Source organism: Gordonia sp. 852002-51296_SCH5728562-b, assembly GCF_001665475.1.
GTDB lineage: Bacteria > Actinomycetota > Actinomycetes > Mycobacteriales > Mycobacteriaceae > Gordonia > Gordonia sputi.
On the sequence record NZ_LZMI01000116.1, the window covers coordinates 1 to 20,161 of the forward strand.

Genomic DNA, 20,161 nt, shown 5'->3' on the forward strand with positions numbered 1-20,161 from the left:
GCGGGGGCGACGTCCGGGATACGACCGTGGGACGCGTCATCGACGTCGCCGTCGAGGTGTCGGGACCGGACGGTGAGCTCGGTGTCGTGGTCGGGAATGGTTGCGAACGTCTCGATGGTGTGGTCGAGGTGGACGAGGTCGAGCAGTCCCTCGACGACGGGGATGCCGTCATCGGTCTTGGCAGCACCGACCACCGCGAAAACGCTTGGCCAGCAGGCGCCTACGAGCGTGTCGGGCACCGCGAAGCCGAACGGCTGCGACGGTGTCACGGCGTGGAGGTGAGCGGGCAGCGTGTTGGCGGTGACCACGGCGTGGTCGGCGACGCCGTCTGCCGACCACTCGACTGTGGTGACCGCGGCACCGTCGACGACGTCTGTCAGACATCCACCCGCTGCGACGGTGAGGATCTCGCGCATCGCGTCTGCGGCATCATCTCGCTCGATGCGCGGGCTACCGCCGTCGGCGATGCTCCGATCGACGCGGAGCGGAATGCGCACCGACGATCCCGAGATCGGCACTGTCAGCTCGAAGTTGTCTTCGCCCAGATGCTCGAGCACAGCGCCGGTTGCCGCGTGCTCCGCGCGATGCTCCGAGGTGACCTCCCAGGACTCCCGAGCACCCAGTAGCGCAATGGGACTCGGCACGATACGGCCGGCCCACGAGACATCGTCAGCCCAGAGCACGGCACCGAGGACGCCTGTGTCGCGAACCTGGGCCTGCTTGCGCGCGGTGATCGGCTCAGGCGCCGCACCGGCGACGGTCAGATCGTCGACGACCCTGGCCTCGAACCGGTCGAGTAGGTCACCCACCGGTTCATCGACACGAGTGATACCCGATACCGCGACCGGCCCCGGGATGATGCAGACGGCGTCCGCGCCATAGCGTGCATCGTGGGCCTGCCACAGCGAGTCGCTGCGCCACCACCGTCGAACATCTTTGTCGACGACGGGCACGAAGTTGACCGGCTTGCCGGGGGTCCGGCACAGACCGAGGAAGAACGCGACGTCCGCGGGATGAAGGATGTCGGTCTCGATCTCGGGATAGACACCGCCGAGAGCGTCGATCGCCGCATGCGGATCGTCGGTCGACGCGAGGTCGGCGAACATCGTCGGCACCGGCCCCGAATCCTTCGGGTGCATACGCGCCTCGGTACGCTGCAGCATCTCGACAAACCGCTGCTGCCAGGTGATGTCGGCCCACGGGTACTGATCGGTGCGACCGTCCCCCACGGCCAGCGTCGCGTAGCGGTCGAGCCATTCGCGATAGGTCATGGAGTCGACGTCGCCGAAGTAGGGCTTGGCGGTCGGCGCCATGGCGGCCACGATCTCGTCGCGGCGTTCGGCCACCGCGTCGGCGTCGCCCGCCACCTCGTCGAGAAGTCGCCCGCAGCGCGACGCGGCGTTGTCGACCTCGTGGATGTCGGCGCCGAGTTGGCTTCGGCCCGAAGCCATTCCGTGTGCGGCACGGCCTGCGCCGATCCACTCGTCGACACCCTCGGTGTCGACGAGCAACTGCTTGACCTCCGGCGCCGTGGTGGCCTCGGCGGTGGCCATGGCCGCGGTGCCGATCAGGATGCCGTCGAGCGGCATGGTGGGATAACCGTGCCTTGTTGCCCATTCGCCGGTCAGGTACTCACTGGCGCGCTCGGGCGTACCGATGCCGCCACCGACGCAGATGACGACGTTGTCACGCACGCGCAGCTCGGCGTAGGTGGAGAGCAGCAGGTCGTCGAGGTCTTCCCATGAGTGGTGGCCGCCGGCGCGTCCGCCTTCGATCTGCACGATGACCGGGTGGTGCGGTACCTCGGCGGCGATGCGGATCACCGAACGGATCTGCTCGACGGTGCCGGGCTTGAATGCGACGAAACGCAGTCCTGCCTCGACGAATTCGTCGACGAGGGCCACGGCGTCCTCGAGTTCGGGGATACCCGCCGACACGATCACGCCGTCGATCGGAGCGCCCTGCGCCCGCGCCTTCTGCACGAGACGCTTGCCGCCGAGTTGGAGCTTCCACAGGTACGGATCAAGGAACAGCGCATTGAACTGTGCCTCGCGGCCGGGCTCGAGGAGGTCGGTGAGCGTGGCGACGTTGCGCGCGAAGATCTCTTCGGTCACCTGGCCACCGCCGGCGAGTTCGGCCCAGTGGCCCGCGTTTGCCGCGGCGGCGACGATCGCCGGGTCAACGGTGGTCGGGGTCATGCCCGCAAGCAACATCGGAGAGCGCCCGGTCAGTCGGGTGAACGCCGTCTGCACGACGCGCCGACCGTCGGCGAGCTCAGCCAGCGTCGGGGCGAAGTCAGACCAACGGCGTGCGACCTCCGGAATTCCACCGGGGCTGAACAGGTTTCGCTGACCTCCGCGAAGTGCGGTGGCCACCAGGCCGACGCCCTGCCCCCGAACGAGCGGCGCGGTGAGTCGCGTTGCGAGATCGCTGGGACCGAAATCGAGAATCCACGCGGCGCCGTCGGCGATCACGGCGTCGATCTGAGCAACCCAGTCGACCGGTGCGACCAGAATCGATTCGGCGTGACCGGCAGCGGAGTCGGCGTCGATTCCGCAGGTCTGCGCCCACTCGCGCACCAGATCGACCGCCGGTGCCATGCCGGGGTGGTGGAATGCGACGCTGACGGGAAGCTCGTCGAAGACGGGGGCGAAGGGCGCGCCGCCGGTGACCTTGCGCTTGCGGTCGTCGGCCTCGGCGGCCACGATGCGCTCGCACTCCGCCGCGAACGCCGCGAGGTGCCGGGGTGCGCCGGACAGCACAACCGAACGACGGCTGTTGCGAATGGCGATCACGGGTGCGGTGACCAATTCGGCGTCAGGCAGCCCCGCGCGATAGGTCGAGAGGATCTCGTCGATGCGTGCCGGGGCAACGTTGGTGATCGACAGCATCGGCGAGCCGTCGGGACCGCTCGCCAGGCCACGACGTCGAGCAACGAGCGTGCCCGCGGCAGCGATGAGATGCGCGATCGCAAGTAGCTGTCCGCAGCCGCTCTCGCCGTGCCGGATGGCGTCGACAGCGAGTGATCCCTGCGAATGTCCGACGACGGCGACGGGTGCGATCGCATCGGGATCGAGGCCCTGCTTCTTGAGTGATTCGACGACGGCAACCTGGCTGAGGAGCACACCGGGCCCGCTCAGTGCGAAGTCGGCGAGCTCGGCGTCCGACGGCACCGGCTCGCCTGCATCGGCTGCACGCACCCACGCGAGCGGATGGAAGCCGTCGGGGCGGGCGATCTCGATGGAGTCGGCAACGGGGGCGAGCATGCGCTCGGCGACGGCGACTGCTCCCGCCAGCTTCTGCTCTAGATCGGCGTCGACGACCAATTCGGCCAGTGTCGACAACCACGGACCACCCTGTCCACCGAAGCTGATCGCGTACTGCTCACCTGCTGCGAGCCGATCGATCAGGGATTCTGCAGGGCGTCCGGTGTTGCGGCTTCCGTGGTGCCCTGGGCGGAATTGGTCGACGGTCACGGGCTCTCCTCGTGGTTCGGGGCTCGGCTGATATGCGATGCAGGAGTTGTCTGGGTTTCGTGCGAGAGCACCACGTGGCACGACCCGGCGGCGGGGGGATATCGCCGGGTCGCGCACGTGTCTCTCACGAACATGCTTGCCCAGCAACACCTTTGACGCTGTGGCGGGCGACTGACAGTTCCGCATGGAACGTCGTCGACATGAACGTGGCACTCATGATGGCACATAAACGTGAGGACTTCCTCATGTTGTTCCCGACCCCCAGGTATACCCGCGAGTAGTCCCGCCGGTAACAAATGACGCCGCTTCCCGCCGCCGAAACCATGTGCACATCCGACCAGTTCGCGGCGCATTTTCTTGCTGATTCGAGCTCCGATCGAGGCGCCCTACTCTCGTTATATAATCGTTATGTGACCTGTCGCACTACGTGTCGCTCGTTGCGACATGCCACGCCCGCGGGACTGTCGAGCCCGGGCGGCGAAGTCGTTAGGGTTCAGGGATGACCGACTGCGTGTTCTGCCAGATCGTCGACGGTTCCGCGCCGGCCCGAAAGGTGTACGAAGACGACGCCGTGGTGGGCTTCCTCGACATCAAGCCGGTCTCGCGTGGGCACACCCTCATCGTTCCCCGAACGCATTCGGCGGGCCTGGCAGATCTGGCTCCCGACGACGGCGCTGCGCTGATGCGTGCGGGACAGGTTGTCGCGGCCGCATTGCGGACGACGCCGCTGACACGCGACGACTCGCCTGCTGATGGGGTGAATCTCGTCGTCAACGACGGAAAGGCCGCCTTCCAGACCGTCTTCCACACGCACCTTCATGTGATCCCCCGTCACCGCGGCGACAAGCTCCGCATGGCGAGATCGCTGCTCGTGCGCCGCGACAAGACCCCCGACGTCACCGCGGCCACGGTGCGTGCGGCGGTCCTCGAACAGATCGGACGCGCATGACCTACGACGACGCCCTCACCACTCCTGATGCGCAGATCCCCCAGGCCGCCATCGACACCCTCGCGGGTGCCGAGTGGATCACTGTGTTCACCGGTGCGGGAATGTCGGCCGACAGCGGTGTGCCGACCTTCCGCGACGCACAAACGGGACTCTGGGAGAACTTCGACGCCGAGCAACTGGCGACCCCGCAGGCGTTCAACGCCGACCCCGCCCTCGTGTGGGGGTGGTACCAGTGGCGCGCGCACCTGGTCCGAAAGGCCGCCCCGAACGCAGGACACCTGGCGTTGAGCACCCTGGCAGAGCCGACCGACGAGGCCGACGACGCACCATCGGTCATGGTGGTGACACAGAACGTCGACGACCTACACGAGCGTGCAGGCAACACGGTGGTCAGCCACCTACACGGTTCCCTCTTCGCTCCCCGCTGCTCGCGCTGCGGACACCCCTACGAGGGCAGAGATGCCGACCCGACAACAGCCACCGACGAACGCCCGGTCGAGCCGCCCGCATGCCCGATATGTCTGTCGCCGGTACGGCCGGGCGTCGTGTGGTTTGGCGAACCACTCCCCGCGGAGCCGTGGGCACGTGCCGAGCAGGTATTCGACGTCGCCGATGCCGTCCTCGTCGTGGGGACGAGCGGGATCGTCTACCCCGCCGCGGCGCTGCCCGAGCGCGCAGCGAACCGCGGCATTCCGATCATCGAACTCAACCCGGAACCGTCAGGACTGAGTTCTGTTGCCACGCATAGCATTCGGACCACCGCCGCGCGAGGCCTACCCGAGATCGCCGAACGCGTGCGTGCCACACGGCGCAACCGATAGCTGCTACTCCGCTCCGGTCAGGTCGATCGGTTCCCACGCAGCAGCCTCGCGGGAGGCCGTCGCCGATACCGAACCCGGTTTGACGCCTCGACGGTCGAGAAGCCGGATCACCGCGGCGAGCGCGGCGTCGGCGTCGAGCTCGAACTCCGATTCGCGCACGCGCGCGAATTCCCAACCGCAGCGGCGCAATTCACGCTCGCGCTCCATGTCGGAGCGCGCCTGCGCGCCTGTCGAGGTGAACTCGTCTCCGTCGCATTCGACGGCCATCCGGCCCTCCGAACCCGTGACCACGAGATCGATGACCCGATTGTTGACAAGGACTTTCGGCGTCACGTGATAGCCGAGCGCGGCCAAGCGGTTGAACACCCGCTGCTCGAAGAGGCTGTCGAAAGGTTCGACTCGCTCGTCGTCGGGGACGTCGGAGGGCATCGGAGCGATGGTCGGCCCCTGATTTGCCTGCATGTAGCCCAGCAGCGAGTAGCGCAGGTCGTTGGGACGCAGATCGTCGAGTCCGACCGAGTGGAACAACCACACCTGGTCCATCGCGCGCGACGCGGCGACGTTGATTCGACGCTGTGACTCTGCGCGGGTGAGGGCACTCAGTGATGCGGGGTCGGAGACCACCATCGACAAGAACATCACATGTCGTTCGTCGCCCTGGAAGTCGGGCGGGGTGCCCACCCGGATACGACGCGCACGCCAGGTCTCCTCGCCGACGGCCTCGCGCAGGAGACGGGTGATCTCATCGACCTGCTTGGCTCCCTGCAGCGCGATGATGCCGAAATCGAGTTGGGCATAGGCGGGATCGGCGAGGCAATCGAGCAGTGTCGCAACGATCGCCGCGGCCTCGCCTTCGTTCACCAACGACTGCCCCTGGCCGGAGGCCACGCCGTCGACCCGCACGGTCCGCAGGGGATCGAGCCGATCGGCACCGAACTGTCGAACGGGAACGAGTGGCGACCCACCGTAGAACTGTCGCGACGAGTACTCGATGATCTCCGGCATCGACCGGAAATGTTCACGTAGTCGGATAAGGTGACCGAATCGACTGCGCAGCAACGAGAACAGACTCGATCGCGGTGTCAGCCCGTCGCGGAGGTAATGCGGGAGATCCGGAAGCTCAGCGTCGAGCCTGGCAAACGCATCGTCGAGCGAGGTTCCGGCGAGTCCGCGTGGGGCGCACTGCTTGTCGTCGCCGACGACGATGACGCGGGGCGCGAGCCACAGCAGAAACGAACTGGTGATGTCGGCCTGACTCGCCTCGTCGACGATCACGACGTCGAACGAATTCGGTTCGGGCGGAAGCATATCGGCGACCTGGCTGGTCGACATGATCCACGCGGGAACTGCCGACTGCGCCTGCTCCATCGCTTCGCGCGCGGCAGCCCGGAATCGGTTGGCGTGCTTGCCCGATCCCTTGCCGAGATTGATCATGTGGTCGCGGTAGGACTGTAACGCCTGCACCTGGGCGACGGTGGTGCGCGCGAGACACGCCCGCCACGCGCGCGCGGCGGCGAGCTTGGTGGTCAACTGTGCGATGTCGGCGTCGGCCTCGTCGAGTGCCGACGCCAGACGCGCCTCGGCGTCGGGGTCGCTGCGTTCGGCCACCCAGGTCCGCGCCCGACGCCACTCCCACGCGCCGACCACGTCACGTAGGCGCGCGTCCCACGCCGGGTCGTCAGCTGTTGCGGCCAGCGCCGCGTAGAACTCCGGTGCCTTGCCGCGCAGCCGCAGAGCGAGCAGATCGACGGCCGCTTGGTCGTTCAGCTCACCACGCGCAGTGGTGAACGCACGTCGCGCCGCCCTGATCGCCTCCGCATCGGCGTTGGCCAGTGCGGCGACAAGTGCATCGCCTTCGGGCGACGGTCCCCTTTCGACCTCGGTTGACAGCCGGTACGCGTGATCGGCCAGTTCCTGCTCGGCGAGAATCGCATCGTTGGCCGCCGCGATCGACGCACCCTGGTGGGCAACCTCTGCGACCTGCGCGACGCTGCGCGGGCGCGGGCCACCGGGACTGATGTACTCGAGCTCGCGAATCAACTGATCACGCGCAGAAAGCAGATCCGATACCCAGGCGAGCTGCGTGTCGAGGCGGACGAGCTGGCTGAGCTGCTTGGATCGGGAACCGGCGGTGTCGACGGGGACATGCAGATCCGCGAGCACGCGATGCACCTGACTCACGGCATCGAGGACCGCGAGGTGATCAGCGACGAGCGCCAGGCTGTCGGCGTCGGTGGCTGCGTGGCCGTCGACGCTGGCTATGGCGCCCGATTCTTCTACTGCCCGTTGCTGTTCGGATCTCAGGAGGCGGCCACGCCAGCGTCCACCCTCGCGAAGATAGGTCGCGGCAGCTGCGAACCGCTCACTGTCACCAGGCCTCGCGTTCTCGACGACGATGACGTGCGCGCCGATCGCCCGGTCACGCTGCGCGGCGTCGGCGATGACCGACGAGAGAGCCGTGACGCGCGACCACAGGTGCGCTTCCTGACCGGCGAGGAGCCTGTCGGCCATGTCGACGACCAGTGGCGGGAACGTCGCGACCTCACCGGAGGCCACCGCGAGGTGATCGCAGATCCCCTTTATCCGCAGCAACCGTTCGCTTCCGACGTCCGACAGGATCGACATCAACGAACCGCTACCGACCATCGGCTCCTCGGGTCGCTGTCTGATCCGTTCGCAGATCGCGTCCATCGTCATCGTGTCGGGTAGGTAGTCGTCGAGGTCCGGCAGTCGCTGCGCGAGACGCCCGGAATCGTCACCGACGCGGCGAAGCAGTTCGAGCAGTCGGGTGAACTCGCCGCCGTCCAGTGGAGGCAAAGCGCCGTCGAGCGGCCCGGGAAGCCAGTCGAAACGTTCGGCGTCGGCGTTGCACGCGCGCACGATCGACGCCGCGGTACCGCGATAGTCGCCCGCAACCCACTCGTGCACCTCGGTCTCGGACGAACGCAGGTCCCACAGACCGCGGAGCGCACGCTCGCGCCGATCGACCGCCTGCGCACGGCGGTAGGCGAGGTCGTCGATCTCTGCGTCGGCGACACCGGGTGAGAAACTGGACTTGCGGTCGGCGATCGCCTCGACGCCCGACACCACGGCGTCGTAACTGTCGGTGCTGATGTCGGCGAGCGAAACGGTCAACTCGCGTAGCTCCGGCGGGAGGATGTCGCGCAGCACCTGCAGCGCGTTGACCTTCTCACTGGTCACCAGCACGCGCTGCCCCTTGGCGAGAAGTGCCGAGAGGACGTTCGCGATGGTCTGGGTCTTGCCGGTACCAGGTGGTCCTTCGACGACCACGCCGCTGTCGACACCGAGTTGGGCCAGCACGTCACGTTGCTCGACATTGGACGCGAGCGGGAACATCGCATCGGCGACGAGTTCGGCCGCAGGAGTCGTTCCCGGCCCGCTGAGCGCCGCCAGCCGGTCTGCTGCCTCGATGGGCGCGACGAGCTGCGACAGCCCGATCGGCACCTCGGTGTCCGGCTCGCGCAGTGCCGCCAGCATGGCGTCGTAGAAGCGCAACGCCGACCCCGTTCCGCGGTTGCGGAGAACGATGGCCGGCGCGAGGTCGATGGTCAGTGACACGTGATCGTCGTCGATGACGACGTTGTCGCGCCACGCGGAAACAAGTTGTCCCGCAGCAGAATTTGCGATGTTCGTCAGGCCTGCTACACGTCCCCGCTGCTTGACCGCCTCGGACAGGTCGATGCCGTCGATGGAGGCGAGCAGGTGGGTGTCGTGGATCATCGGAACGCCCGCGGATCCGAGCGAGATCCGGATGACCCCCGAATCGGTGTCGCGTTCCGCGACGACGTCCTGAGTCAGCAGGTGTTCGCGAACGAGGGGCTCGGCGTCGTTCTCCTTGTCGACGACGGTGACCAGTCCGTTGGCGAGGACGATCTCGAGCGCCTCGGGATCGGCGACGAGGTCGTCGAGGATCGTCGACAGTTGCGAATACGTGTCATCGTCCGGAGATACCTCGACGACGGTCTGTCCTGGCGCCGCTCCCGTGCGTACCTGCACCGGCGTCGACCTGCCTACCCACACGACTGCGGGATGCGAGTCGACGGTGGTGACCGACACCGATCGTGACCGGACCAGGCCGCGGAGGAAACCGATCAGCCTCGACACCTGATCCCGACGCTCATCAGGAGTGTCGTTGATCATGCGCTTGCTGCCTTCCCGCCGCGATACCAGAGTTCATCAACGCTACCAAGGCCGCGGAGGCCCGGTCGTGTCGACGAGCACTGTGGCGGTGCAGCTCAGCGAACCGAGGTGCCTCGAAGGGCGGGGAAACCGCCGTCGACGTAGTGCACATTGGTGTAGCCGAGGTCAGCGATCTGCTCGGCGATGCGCGGTGCCTGCGAACGCACAGAGACGACGGCGATCTCGGTGTCGCGGTTGCTGACCAGCGGGAAAGAACCGGTCGGCGTGGGCGCGAGTCGAGTTGTGACCTCATTCGGGTCGACAACGACCGCGCCGGGAACACTGCCCTGGTGACGGACGACCTGCGGACGGGCGTCGACGACGACTGCGTCTCCGTGCTCGACGTGATCGATGGCTTCTGCTGCGGTAATCGAACTCACCACTGACACTGGTGACTCACTCCTGAACTAGAACTTCTACGTGCTTGCCGGGAGCCGGATCGACCGCTCTCCCCCAAAAAAGGTTACGGAAAGATATCGATCTGTCCACCTTCGCATCATCAGCCTGGTCACAGGTTTCAACCCGTTGTATCGCGCAGCGAATCCTTCGGTCGGCTATGTCAGCCCCGACTACGGCCGGCGACGCGCGGATTACCGCGCTTCCCCCAGCTGTCACCGCGTTTGCCGTGGCGGTCACGGTTGAAGCCGCCACCGCCCTGACCATTACGTTTACCGCCACGTGCGCGAGGCGGGCCCTGGTCGCGACGGATGTCGATCGGGTTCTTGCCGATCCGCGTGTGCCTCAGGCGATCCAACGTCTCACGGTCGAGGTCCTCGGGAAGCTCGACGATCGAGAAGTCGTCGCGGATGCTGATGTTGCCGAAATCACCCCGGGTCAGTCCGCCCTCGTTGGCGATCGCGCCCACAATCGCACCCGGAGACACCTTGTGTTTGCGTCCGACAGCGATCCGATAGGTGGCGAAGTTGCCGCCACCCGACCGCGGCGCACGTTCCCGACGCTCGGGACGTTCACCCTTCGGCGGGTCGGGTGCCATCAGGAATCCACCGTCGCGGGTCTCGAGCGCCAGCGCGGCCGCGATGTCGGCCATCGCCACGTCGTTGTCGCGGGCGTAGTTCTCGATCAGTTGCCGGAACATGTCGAGATTCTCCGACGCGAGATTCTCGGTGATGGAGTCGGCGAAACGCGCGACGCGCTGGGCGTTGACGTCGTCGACGGATGGCAGATCGATCTCGGTGAGCGGTTGGCGTGTTGCTCGCTCGATCGCGCGCAGCAGGTGACGCTCGCGCGGTGACACGAACAGCAGGGCGTTACCCGATCGTCCGGCACGTCCGGTGCGTCCGATGCGGTGCACGTACGACTCGGTGTCGTGCGGAATGTCGTAGTTGACCACATGCGAGATCCGGTCGACGTCGAGTCCGCGGGCGGCTACGTCGGTGGCGACGAGAATGTCGATCCCGCCCGCCTTGAGCTGATTGATCGTCCGCTCGCGCTGGGCCTGCACCATGTCGCCGTTGATCGCGACCGCGGAGAACCCCCGCGAGCGCAACTTCTCGGCGAGTTCCTCGGTTGCCGACTTCGTGCGGACGAAGACGATCATCGCGTCGAACGTCTCGACTTCGAGGAAGCGCGTCAGGGCATCGAGTTTGCGCTGGTGAGACACCTGCAGATAGCGCTGGGTGATGTTCTGGGCGGTCGCGGTCTTGGCTTTGACCGTGATCTCCTGCGCATCGTGCAGGTATCGCTGGGCGAGCCGTCTGATCGCGCTCGGCATGGTCGCCGAGAACAACGCGACCTGCTTGTCGTCGGGAGTCTCGGCGAGAATGCGTTCGACGTCCTCGGCGAATCCCATCGTCAGCATCTCGTCGGCTTCGTCGAGCACGAGGAAGTCGAGTTGGGAGATGTCGAGTGTGCCCTTGTCGAGGTGGTCGATGACGCGTCCCGGCGTACCGACGATCACCTGCGCGCCACGCTTGAGACCGGCGAGCTGCACGCCGTAACTCTGTCCGCCGTAGATCGGCAACACACGTACATCGGGCATATGTGCCGAGTATTTGCCGAACGCTTCGGCCACCTGGAGTGCGAGCTCACGGGTCGGCGCGAGGATCAGCGCCTGCGGGCGTCGAATCTGCGGGTCGATCCGCGACAGGATCGGAATCGCGAACGCGGCGGTCTTGCCGGTACCGGTCTGGGCGAGACCGACAACGTCGCGACCCTCCATGAGCGGTGGAATCGTGGCCGCCTGGATGGGCGACGGGGTCTCGTAACCGACATCGGCGATGGCGTTGCGTACGCGTTCGTCGATGTCGAGATCGTCGAATGTGATCGACGGCGCATCTGTGGTCGGGCTGTCGGTCATGGTCTGCGTGTCCCGTTCATCGACTCATACTCTAATCCGCGGGCGGGCCAAAAGCGGCATTCACGTGCCGCACGGTCATGACCCGAGTCGATCACACCTGAATGTGATGAGCACCACTTTCCCTGCTACCCTCTGTGGCAACATATCCGAGCGGCATCCCGCCCGACCTCGACTATGTCCGTTATGTCTATGTCCGAAATGCCGGATACCACGTCCCAGGGGGCCACCTACATGCAGCAGTACGCCACTCCGTCGGATCTGACCGTCGAAGACAAGGCCACGCTGGTCGACACTCTGCTTCGTTATCGCGACAAACGCCCGACACTGCCATTGTTCAAGCGATTGTCGTCCGGTCAGTGGATCACAGTGACCGCCAAACACTTCGCCGACGAGGTCGACGGCGTGGCCAAAGGCCTCATCGCGTCGGGCATCGAGCCGGGCGACCGCGTCGCGATCTGTTCGGCCACGCGGTATGAGTGGTCACTCCTCGACTACGCCATCTGGCGTGCGGGCGCGACAACCGTCGCGGTGTACGAGACCTCTGCACCTGATCAGGTTCAGTACCTTCTCGACGACTCCGGAACCGTCGCGCTGATCGTCGAGGACGACAACCATCGCGACAAGTTCCGCGAGGTGACCGCCGCATTGCCGGCGCTTCGTGAGACCTTCGTCATCGACGACGGCGCGGTGAACGAGCTGACACAACGTGGCGCGGATGTTCCCGACTCCGAACTCGATTCGCGACACGCCAACACGGTGTCGTCCGACGCCGCGACGCTGATCTACACCTCGGGGACCACCGGCCGCCCCAAGGGCGTGGTGCTCACCCATGCGAACTTCCTCGCTGAATGCGCGGCGACCCGCGAGGCCGTCGGCTCGGGCCTCGAAGAGGGCAATTCGACGCTCCTCTTCCTGCCGTTGGCACACGTCTTCGCCCGCGTCATCGCCGTCGCAAGCCTGGAGAGCGGCGTGATCGTGGGTCACACCAGCGATATCCCGCACCTCGTCGAGCATCTCGCCACGTTCAAGCCGAACTACGTGTTGTCGGTGCCGCGCGTGTTCGAGAAGGTCTACAACTCCGCCAAGCAGAAGGCATACGACGGCGGTAAGGGATCAATCTTCGACAAGGCCGCCGACACCGCCATCGAGTACAGCGAGGCGTTGGAAAAGGGCGGACCCGGCATCGTGCTCAAGCTCAAGCACAAGGTGTTCGACGCCCTGGTCTACAACAAGCTGCGTGCCGCACTCGGCGGCAACTGCGACGGTGCGATCTCGGGCGGAGCCCCACTCGGAGCGCGCCTCGGGCACTTCTTCCGTGGCGCGGGTGTGCCGGTTTACGAGGGCTACGGACTGTCGGAAACCACAGCTGCAATCACCGCCAACAGCGAAGAGCACCAGCGTGTGGGTTCTGTCGGGCGGCCGATTCCCGGCGTGACCATCGCGATTGCCGAGGAGGACGGCGAGGTTCTCGTCAAGGGACCTGTGGTCTTCACCGAGTACTGGCACAACCCCGACGCCACCGCCGACGCGATTCGCGACGGATGGTTCCACACCGGCGACGTCGGACGTCTCGATGACGGCTTTCTCTACATCACTGGCCGTAAGAAGGAATTGATCGTCACGGCGGGCGGCAAGAACGTCTCCCCCGCCCAGCTCGAGGACTCGATCCGTGCGCATCCGATGATCAGCCAGTGCCTCGTCGTCGGCGACAACAAACCGTTCATCGCCGCATTGATCACCATCGACACCGAGGCAGTTCCCGGTTGGCTCGAGCGCAACGGGCTCGCTGCCGACACCCCGTTGACCGAGCTGGCCTCCAACGACAAGCTGCGCGCGGAGATCACCGAGGCTGTCGACGCCGCCAATGCGAAGGTCTCCAAGGCCGAGGCGATCAAGAAGTTCAACATCCTCGACACCGATTTCACGATCGATTCGGGCGAGCTCACGCCGACGATGAAGCTCAAGCGCAACATCATCCACTCGGCCCATCAGAAGGCGATCGCCGACCTCTACACATGATCGCTCAGTAGACAGTCAAACCGCACCCCGCGTGGCCCTGCACGGCTACGCGGGGTGCGGTCTTCTACGCTCGAATGACCATGACCCGTGATCTCGCCATCGACGCCACGCGCGGCGTCGCCATCTGGTCGATGATCACGGCGCACTTTGCCCTGGGAATGCGCATCGCCGAGCCCACGCACTCGTTCCCCTACGTCGACGGGATGTCTGCGTTCGTCCTGCTGTCGGGATTCGTTCTGGGCCTGGTGTATCAGCGGTGGATCGAACGCCATGGATTGTGGTTCGCGTATCGACGTCTCACCAAACGGATCGTCGTGCTGTATTTCTGCCAGTTGACGATCGCGCTCGTCGCCGTCGCCGCGGCGATGGCCGGGCATCGCTGGCTGACGCTCCTACTTCCGATCGACGGGTGGGGTGAAGGTATCCGACTCGCGCTGAGAATGGACTACCTGCCCAGTGGGGGCAACATCTTGTTGCTGTACCTGGTGTTGATGGCCTCGGCATATGTCGTATTCCCCCTTCTGATGCGTGGATGGTGGGTCGCGGTGCTGTGTGCATCGATCGCGCTGTACGTGATCTCGCAGATTCACTCCCCGGACTGGTTTTTCCTGACCCAGTCGATGGCGTCTCCGCGGACGGAGAACTGGGCAGCGTGGCAGATCATGTTCGTGCCCGCACTGGTGATCGGCTGGAACTGGCGGCGATGGCAGGGAGCTCGCTTCATCGACAGATACCTGCCTGCAATCCTTGTCGGGGCGGTCTGCGTCTGGTTGGTCTTCCACTACGTGATCGACACCGGCCCGTGGGCCGAACTCGAATCCCACTTCGCCGACAAGGTCAGCTTCGCGCCGGCACGCGCGCTGGGCGCCTGGGTCGTCGTACCCGCGGTGTACGGGGTGTTCCGTGCGCTACTTCGGGTGTGGCACCACGACTGGTTGCGGCCTCTCGTGATGACCGGAGCGCGCAGCCTCGACTCGTATGTCATTCAGGCGATCGCCCTGATCATCGTTCCGATCCACGTCGCCCACCGCCCCTGGGACGAGACCACGTCGGTAGCCGTCACGCTGCTCGTCTTCGGTGCGTGCTGGGCGTGGGCGGAACTTCGACGCGCCGCTGAGATCGACAAGCTCCATAGACTTCCCGCGATCGCCTATCGCGCGACTCACAGCCCCGCCGCTCCGCCGTCCGACAGCTCGGCTGCTCCTACCTCGGAACGCGAACCTGTCAGCGAAGCTGTACCCAGTTGAGTTCCCGTAGCCGTTGACTGGTCTGGGAACTCAGGTCGGCTGCGCAGAAAGTTACGTCTCTCGGGGCCTCCGCATGTACCGGTACGCGCGGAGGCTCCGAGGGATGTGGTTTTCTGCGCTGCGATCCGACCTATCTGAGCTGAGCAACCTGCCTCAGCGAGCCACCCACGCACGCGCGATGTCGAGTCGCTGCCAGCCGCCGTTCGCCCCGGTCTTGTCGAGCGGATACCCGCCGGGCAAGGCCGTCCGCGCCAACAGGTCGCGCAGCTGCTGCGTCGACCACCCCGGATGAGCGGCCCGGATCAGGTTCTCGGCACCGGCCGGAACCTGAAGTGGCGCAGCGGGTCCGGTCGGCAGGAACGAGAAGGTCGAGCGCCGGCGGTAGCTGCTCAACGCGGCGTCGGTCCCTATGTAGGGCTGCTGGCAGCCGACGATGCGGCCGATCGGCGCACCGACCCGCGCAGCGAGTACCGACCGCAGTTCGGTCCGTGCCTGCGCCAGCAGCGTTGCGAAACTCGGGTCGGCGATGACCTCGGAAGTGATGTTCTCTGCAAGCATGCGCCCACCGATGACGTCGAGCGGGTAGTGCACGCCGAGCACGACGCGGTGATAACCGTACTCAGCGCCGCGGGCGAGAACCTGCGGCCCGACCTCGGGCAACATCGTCGCGATCAGGAAGGCCTGCGTGTAGCCCCAGGTGGTATGTCCCGACGGGTACGACCCGCTGCCGCGTACCGATTCATAGAGATCGGGACGGCCGTCGCCGTAGTGGCGGATGAGAGTGGGCGCCACCTCGAACGGCCGCCGGTAGTCGAAGTACTTCTTCTCCTTCGACGTACCGACGCGATCGCCGACCAATGCCTTGTCGCCGAGCAGCAGCTCACTCGTCTTCGGGAGCTGCCCGGCCTTGAGGGCGTCGAAGAATGCGGGCGAGAGCTTCGAGCCGAGGGCGTTGAAGATCGCGGGTCCCTCGATCGCGTAGTTGTCGTCGACCGCATACGCCGACACCTTCGGGCTCGCAGCATTGTTCACCGCGATGGCCTCGAGAAGGTTCTGCTGTTTGATCAGCGGGGACAGCGACGAGAACGCGTCGAGCGTCGCGATGTGATTCGCGGGCTTCGCCGTCGCGAACGGCGCCGACTTCTCGCCCGCGGTGAAGCCGCTCGACGCCGAGACCGTGGTCGGAGTGAACGCACAGGCCGCGGGAGCCGCAGTCGCGGTCGTGGGTACGAGCAACCCGACGGCAGCGATCGCGGGAAGGACTGCGGCCGTGAGTAATCTGCGGCTTCCGAACCGACGCATATGGTGTTGCCTCCCCGAATGAGTTGCGCCCCATGGACGTCGGGGCCGGTCGCGAACCCTCTCAGATGACCAGCTCATGTCAACGACGAGGCGACGTCGCGGTGAACGTCAGGTGTCGGGCCCGGTCCCATCGGATCGGGGTCGGACAATCCGGTCGGGCTGATCGGTTGTGGTTCGCGTTCCGGTTGAGGCGGAAGTGGTCGGACGCTTGCTCAGCGAACCTCGTAGAGGATGCCCCGCCCGATGGCCTCACGGACGACGGGTAGCGCTGCCGCAGCGAGCGCGTCGGCGTCGACGTCGTGGAAGTCGGCGAGGAGTTCGATGAGTGCTCCCAGCGGCACCTGACCCCGGCAACCCGCCAGCAACGCCCGTGAGACCTCGTCGACGCCGAGGACGGCGCCCGGCCCACCCGGGCGCCGCACGGATGCTCCGATCTCCTGCCAGCCGTCGTCGCCCGGAAGCGACTGCGCGTCGAGGAATACCGGGGAGGTCTTCAGTCGAGCGGCGAGCAGAGCATTGTCGGAGGTGGTCCGGAGATAGTCGCGACGGTCCAGAAATGCCTTGGCCTCGGGACCGGTCACCTCCTCACCCGCGCCGGTGATCTCTTCGATCACGACGTCGGGCGGGCCGTCGGGTCCACCCCGACGATCCCGAAGCGTGATGACTCCCATGCCGATTCCCGCGATACGCTCTCGCTGGAACCAGTCGAGCCACGCCGATCCTCGCGCGGCGATCTGATCCGGTTCTTCGCCCGCGTCGGACAACCACAGCGAGATGTAGTCGACGGGATCGGCCAGCTCGCGCTGCACAACCCACCCGTCGAGCCCCGTCTCCGCGATCCACGAACCCACTCGATCGCGCCAGTCCGCGTCCTCGTAGACGATCCAGTTGGCAAGCAACTGCGCCGTGCCTCCGGGGTTCAGGCGCGCGGGCAACTCGCGGATCAGGCGCGCACACAGGGCGTCGCCCTCCATCCCTGAGTCGCGATACTCGTAGTCCTGCGACCCTGACCCGACGACGAACGGCGGGTTGGAGACGATCAGGTCGAAGCGCTCGTCGCCGACGGGCTCGAACAGACTGCCCTCGCGCAGATCCCAGGACATCCCGTTGAGGCGTGCGGTCGCGGCCGCCAGGGCAAGCGCGCGGGGGTTGGTATCCGTCGCGACGATCCGATCGGCGTGGGTTCCAAGGTGTAGCGCCTGGATTCCGCACCCGGTACCGAGGTCCAATGCCGACTCGACCGGGTCACGAATGATCGCCCGCGCCAACGAGATCGACGCTCCCCCGATACCGAGGACGTGATCGTGCCCGACAGGACCCGAACGCATCGCGGCGTCCTGATCGGAGACGACGAGGTAGTCGCGGACGTCGTCGGCGTGTGGTCGGATGTCGAGGATCGCGCGCACGCGCCCGTCGTCGACGAACTCGACGACCCCGTTCGCCGCGAGCGCATCCAGCGGCGTCGACGCAAACACCTGCTCGGCGGCCTCACGCGGCTCGTCAGAGCCGAGGAGGAAGAGGCGTATCAGCGTCGCGAGAGGTCGGCGTTCGGCAGGCGCCATCACGGTGGCACGCAGCGCAGGCCACCACACTCCCTTGCCGAGTGCGGCGTTGGCATCGTCACCGAGAAGTGCGGCGACTCCATCGGAGTTGTACTGCGCCGCACGCAGATCCGCTCCGAGTGAATCGACGACCGACAGGTCGTCGAGAGGAAGACGCCCGAACGCGGGGTCAGACATGCGTCACCGACCTTTCGATACTTCATGTGGCGACGTCCAGCAGACCACACGGCTGGGGCGGTGGCGGACGACACTCGGATCAATTCGCCGAGAAGTCTGTACGGGTTCCGTAAAGTGCCCTAACCTTCCGAGTGTCAGTCGAGACCTGATAGTGACCTTAGAGTTTCATTAAGGTTATGCTAACCTCACCAACTGAGCCGATGTGCTGGTGCTATCGGCGGGATGAGTTGAGCAGTCGGCAGACACCATTTCGGTGACACATGAGAAGAGAGTGCTTCATGGTGCGTGGCGTGGGTCGGGACCACCCGGTGGCAGCAGGACGATCGAGAACCGGGACGAAGTGGCTGGTCCGCGTCACCGCGGCAACGACGCTGTGTTCGGTCTTTGCCGCCGGCGCTACCGGTAACGGCACAGCAGCGGTGGTGGCAACGCAGGCCGCTCATCAGCAGCAAATCGCGACGCAAGCGGCACAGATCAAGGTAAAGCCGACAACGCGTCCCGCCGAGACATACGACGAGCGACTCGACCGGATCGGTAAGTCGAAGCGCTCACTGCTGGCAACACCCAAGGAGAACTTGGGCAAGGAAACCAGTTGTGTCAGTGCAGAATTCACTTCGCTCTCGGTGGTCTACGACTCGCTGTTCGAGTCGATCCTCCCGTCGCTTCCGCCCCAGCTGCAGCAGAACGCCTACGCCGCACGCGCCCAGGCGCATCGCGACATGGACCACATGAACGTCTCGACGCTGGCCATCTCCGACAGCCCGCTGGCCCTCGGCGCCGACTCCGACGACCCAGCCACCAAATACCGGAGCCCGATCTCTCAGTGGATCGTGGTGCAGCTCTTGAAGGTTCGCGACGGCAAGCAGAACGAGGCCATCCCGGTCAGCCGCATCACGCTGATGCAAGCCGTGGAAACCGCGTGGCTGTACTTGTTCACGACCGTCGTGGCGCCGGCCAAGGTGCTGTCGCAGATCGCGCCCATCTCGGGCAGTCCCTTCGACGAGACTCAACTGTCGGCGCTCTCGAACTTCATCACCTGGAAGAGCATCCTGCAGATCGGCGTCTCCGCCAGCGCGCTCGGCGCCCAGTACACCTACCAGGCGATCGCCAGCTCGATGATCAACCAGTGCGTCGCGCGGGTCACGAAAGAACAGAAGGACGACGCCGGCCGTCCGAGTGAGACCGTTCGCTACAACATTCCGATCCCGGCGATCGTGCAGGACATTGCCGATCAACTCGCACTCGCCGACAACAAGACCTGTGCGCCCGTCGGTTCACTTCCGCTGTCGCGCATCGTGACCCGCACCTCCGACTACGCGCAGACGATGGTCACCACCGAGGCGCAGAAGCGCAACATCCGCAACGAGACCGAGCGCATTCTCTCGACGATGCGCTCGACCCCGATCCCGCACAACCTGATTCCTGCCGATCCCGCGGACTTCAACACGGCGGAATCGATCGCCTCCTACATCGGCACGATCATTCCCTACGTCGGCGGCGCACCCCTCGACATCGCGCTGGGCCTGGGGCACAACATCGGCCAGGGCGACAACCTCGCGGCGACGGTACCGCTCTCCGACCTCACCGTCACCAAGGGAATGACCGCCGCGTACTACTCGCTGTACCTCTCGCTTTATCTGTTCAGCACAGCGGGCGGACTGGTGGAATCTGCGGGCCTCGAGGCCGCGGGCATCACAGGTCTTCCGCTCACCCCCGTGCGCCTGCTCAACGCGGCCGGCTCGGCAGCCATCACGTACGGACTCGTCAACTACCACAACGTGATCCGCTCGATGTGCCTGCGCGAGGACGACACCACCGGAACAGGCCTCGGAGCCGAGCAGCACAAGAAGCTGCGCGACGCCAAGGACGGCGTGCGCACTGAGAAGGCCGCCGACGAGAAGGCGCTCGCACCTGCCGCACCGAGCACGTCGGCGCGGGTACCCGCCGGGGACGATCAACGTCGCACCGCGGCACCGACGACCACGTCGAAGAAGCCAGCCATCACCCCGGTGCCCGGCCTGCCCTTCACGATTCCGGCTGCCGGCTGATCCTGGCCTCGTATTGTCGCTGATGTTGGTCATGGATTTCCTG

The 20,161-nt window shown here is 65.8% G+C and carries 11 protein-coding genes; 5 read left to right on the plus strand and 6 right to left on the minus strand.

What is annotated here, in order from left to right; translation table 11 throughout:
• Nucleotides 1-3,476 (minus strand): fatty acid synthase subunit beta domain-containing protein (locus tag A5766_RS19795; RefSeq protein WP_156527530.1); only part of this gene is annotated, 3,476 nt, incomplete at its 3' end.
• A 499-nt stretch (nt 3,477-3,975) separates the two neighbouring features.
• Here A5766_RS19795 and A5766_RS19800 point away from each other — a divergent pair.
• Nucleotides 3,976-4,425, plus strand: a complete 450-nt coding sequence (locus tag A5766_RS19800; protein WP_005207802.1) for an HIT family protein — start codon at nt 3,976-3,978, stop codon at nt 4,423-4,425.
• The gene (locus A5766_RS19805; RefSeq protein WP_064906123.1) at nt 4,422-5,246 is read left to right on the plus strand and encodes an NAD-dependent deacylase; all 825 of its coding nucleotides are present in this window, start codon (nt 4,422-4,424) and stop codon (nt 5,244-5,246) included. Before A5766_RS19800 ends, A5766_RS19805 begins: the two co-directional genes overlap by 4 nt.
• A 3-nt stretch (nt 5,247-5,249) precedes the next feature.
• On the opposite strand, the gene A5766_RS19810 is transcribed toward A5766_RS19805, so the two are convergent.
• From A5766_RS19810 to A5766_RS19820, 3 genes are all read right to left on the minus strand, one after another.
• Entirely contained in the window at nt 5,250-9,407 is a 4,158-nt protein-coding gene (locus tag A5766_RS19810) for an AAA domain-containing protein (protein WP_005207804.1), read from the minus strand.
• Between the two features lie 95 nt (nt 9,408-9,502).
• Nucleotides 9,503-9,835: a rhodanese-like domain-containing protein gene (locus tag A5766_RS19815; protein WP_005207805.1), complete on the minus strand. Its 333-nt coding sequence runs from the start codon at nt 9,833-9,835 to the stop codon at nt 9,503-9,505.
• Between the two features lie 170 nt (nt 9,836-10,005).
• Nucleotides 10,006-11,763, minus strand: coding sequence for a DEAD/DEAH box helicase (locus tag A5766_RS19820; RefSeq protein ID WP_064864602.1), 1,758 nt, complete (start codon nt 11,761-11,763; stop codon nt 10,006-10,008).
• A 231-nt stretch (nt 11,764-11,994) separates the two neighbouring features.
• On the opposite strand from A5766_RS19820, the gene A5766_RS19825 reads away from it, so the two are divergent.
• Nucleotides 11,995-13,782 (plus strand): AMP-dependent synthetase/ligase, encoded by a 1,788-nt coding sequence (locus A5766_RS19825; protein ID WP_064906135.1) that lies wholly within the window; start codon nt 11,995-11,997, stop codon nt 13,780-13,782.
• Nucleotides 13,783-13,862: 80 nt separating this feature from the next.
• Complete coding sequence (gene opgC / locus A5766_RS19830) at nt 13,863-15,029, plus strand: OpgC domain-containing protein (protein WP_082965585.1); 1,167 nt, start codon at nt 13,863-13,865, stop codon at nt 15,027-15,029.
• Between the two features lie 153 nt (nt 15,030-15,182).
• Here the strand turns inward: opgC and A5766_RS19835 are convergent, their stop codons facing one another.
• Nucleotides 15,183-16,331 carry an acid phosphatase gene (locus A5766_RS19835; protein WP_064866641.1) on the minus strand — a complete coding sequence of 383 codons (1,149 nt, stop codon included), beginning with the start codon at nt 16,329-16,331 and terminating at the stop codon, nt 15,183-15,185.
• Between the two features lie 212 nt (nt 16,332-16,543).
• A complete protein-coding gene (locus tag A5766_RS19840; protein WP_005207810.1) occupies nt 16,544-18,070 on the minus strand; it encodes a DUF7782 domain-containing protein in 1,527 nt (508 codons plus the stop codon).
• 308 nt (nt 18,071-18,378) lie between these two features.
• Between A5766_RS19840 and A5766_RS19845 the strand changes: the two genes are divergently transcribed.
• Complete coding sequence (locus A5766_RS19845) at nt 18,379-20,118, plus strand: hypothetical protein (protein WP_231894738.1); 1,740 nt, start codon at nt 18,379-18,381, stop codon at nt 20,116-20,118.
• Nucleotides 20,119-20,161 lie beyond the last annotated feature (43 nt).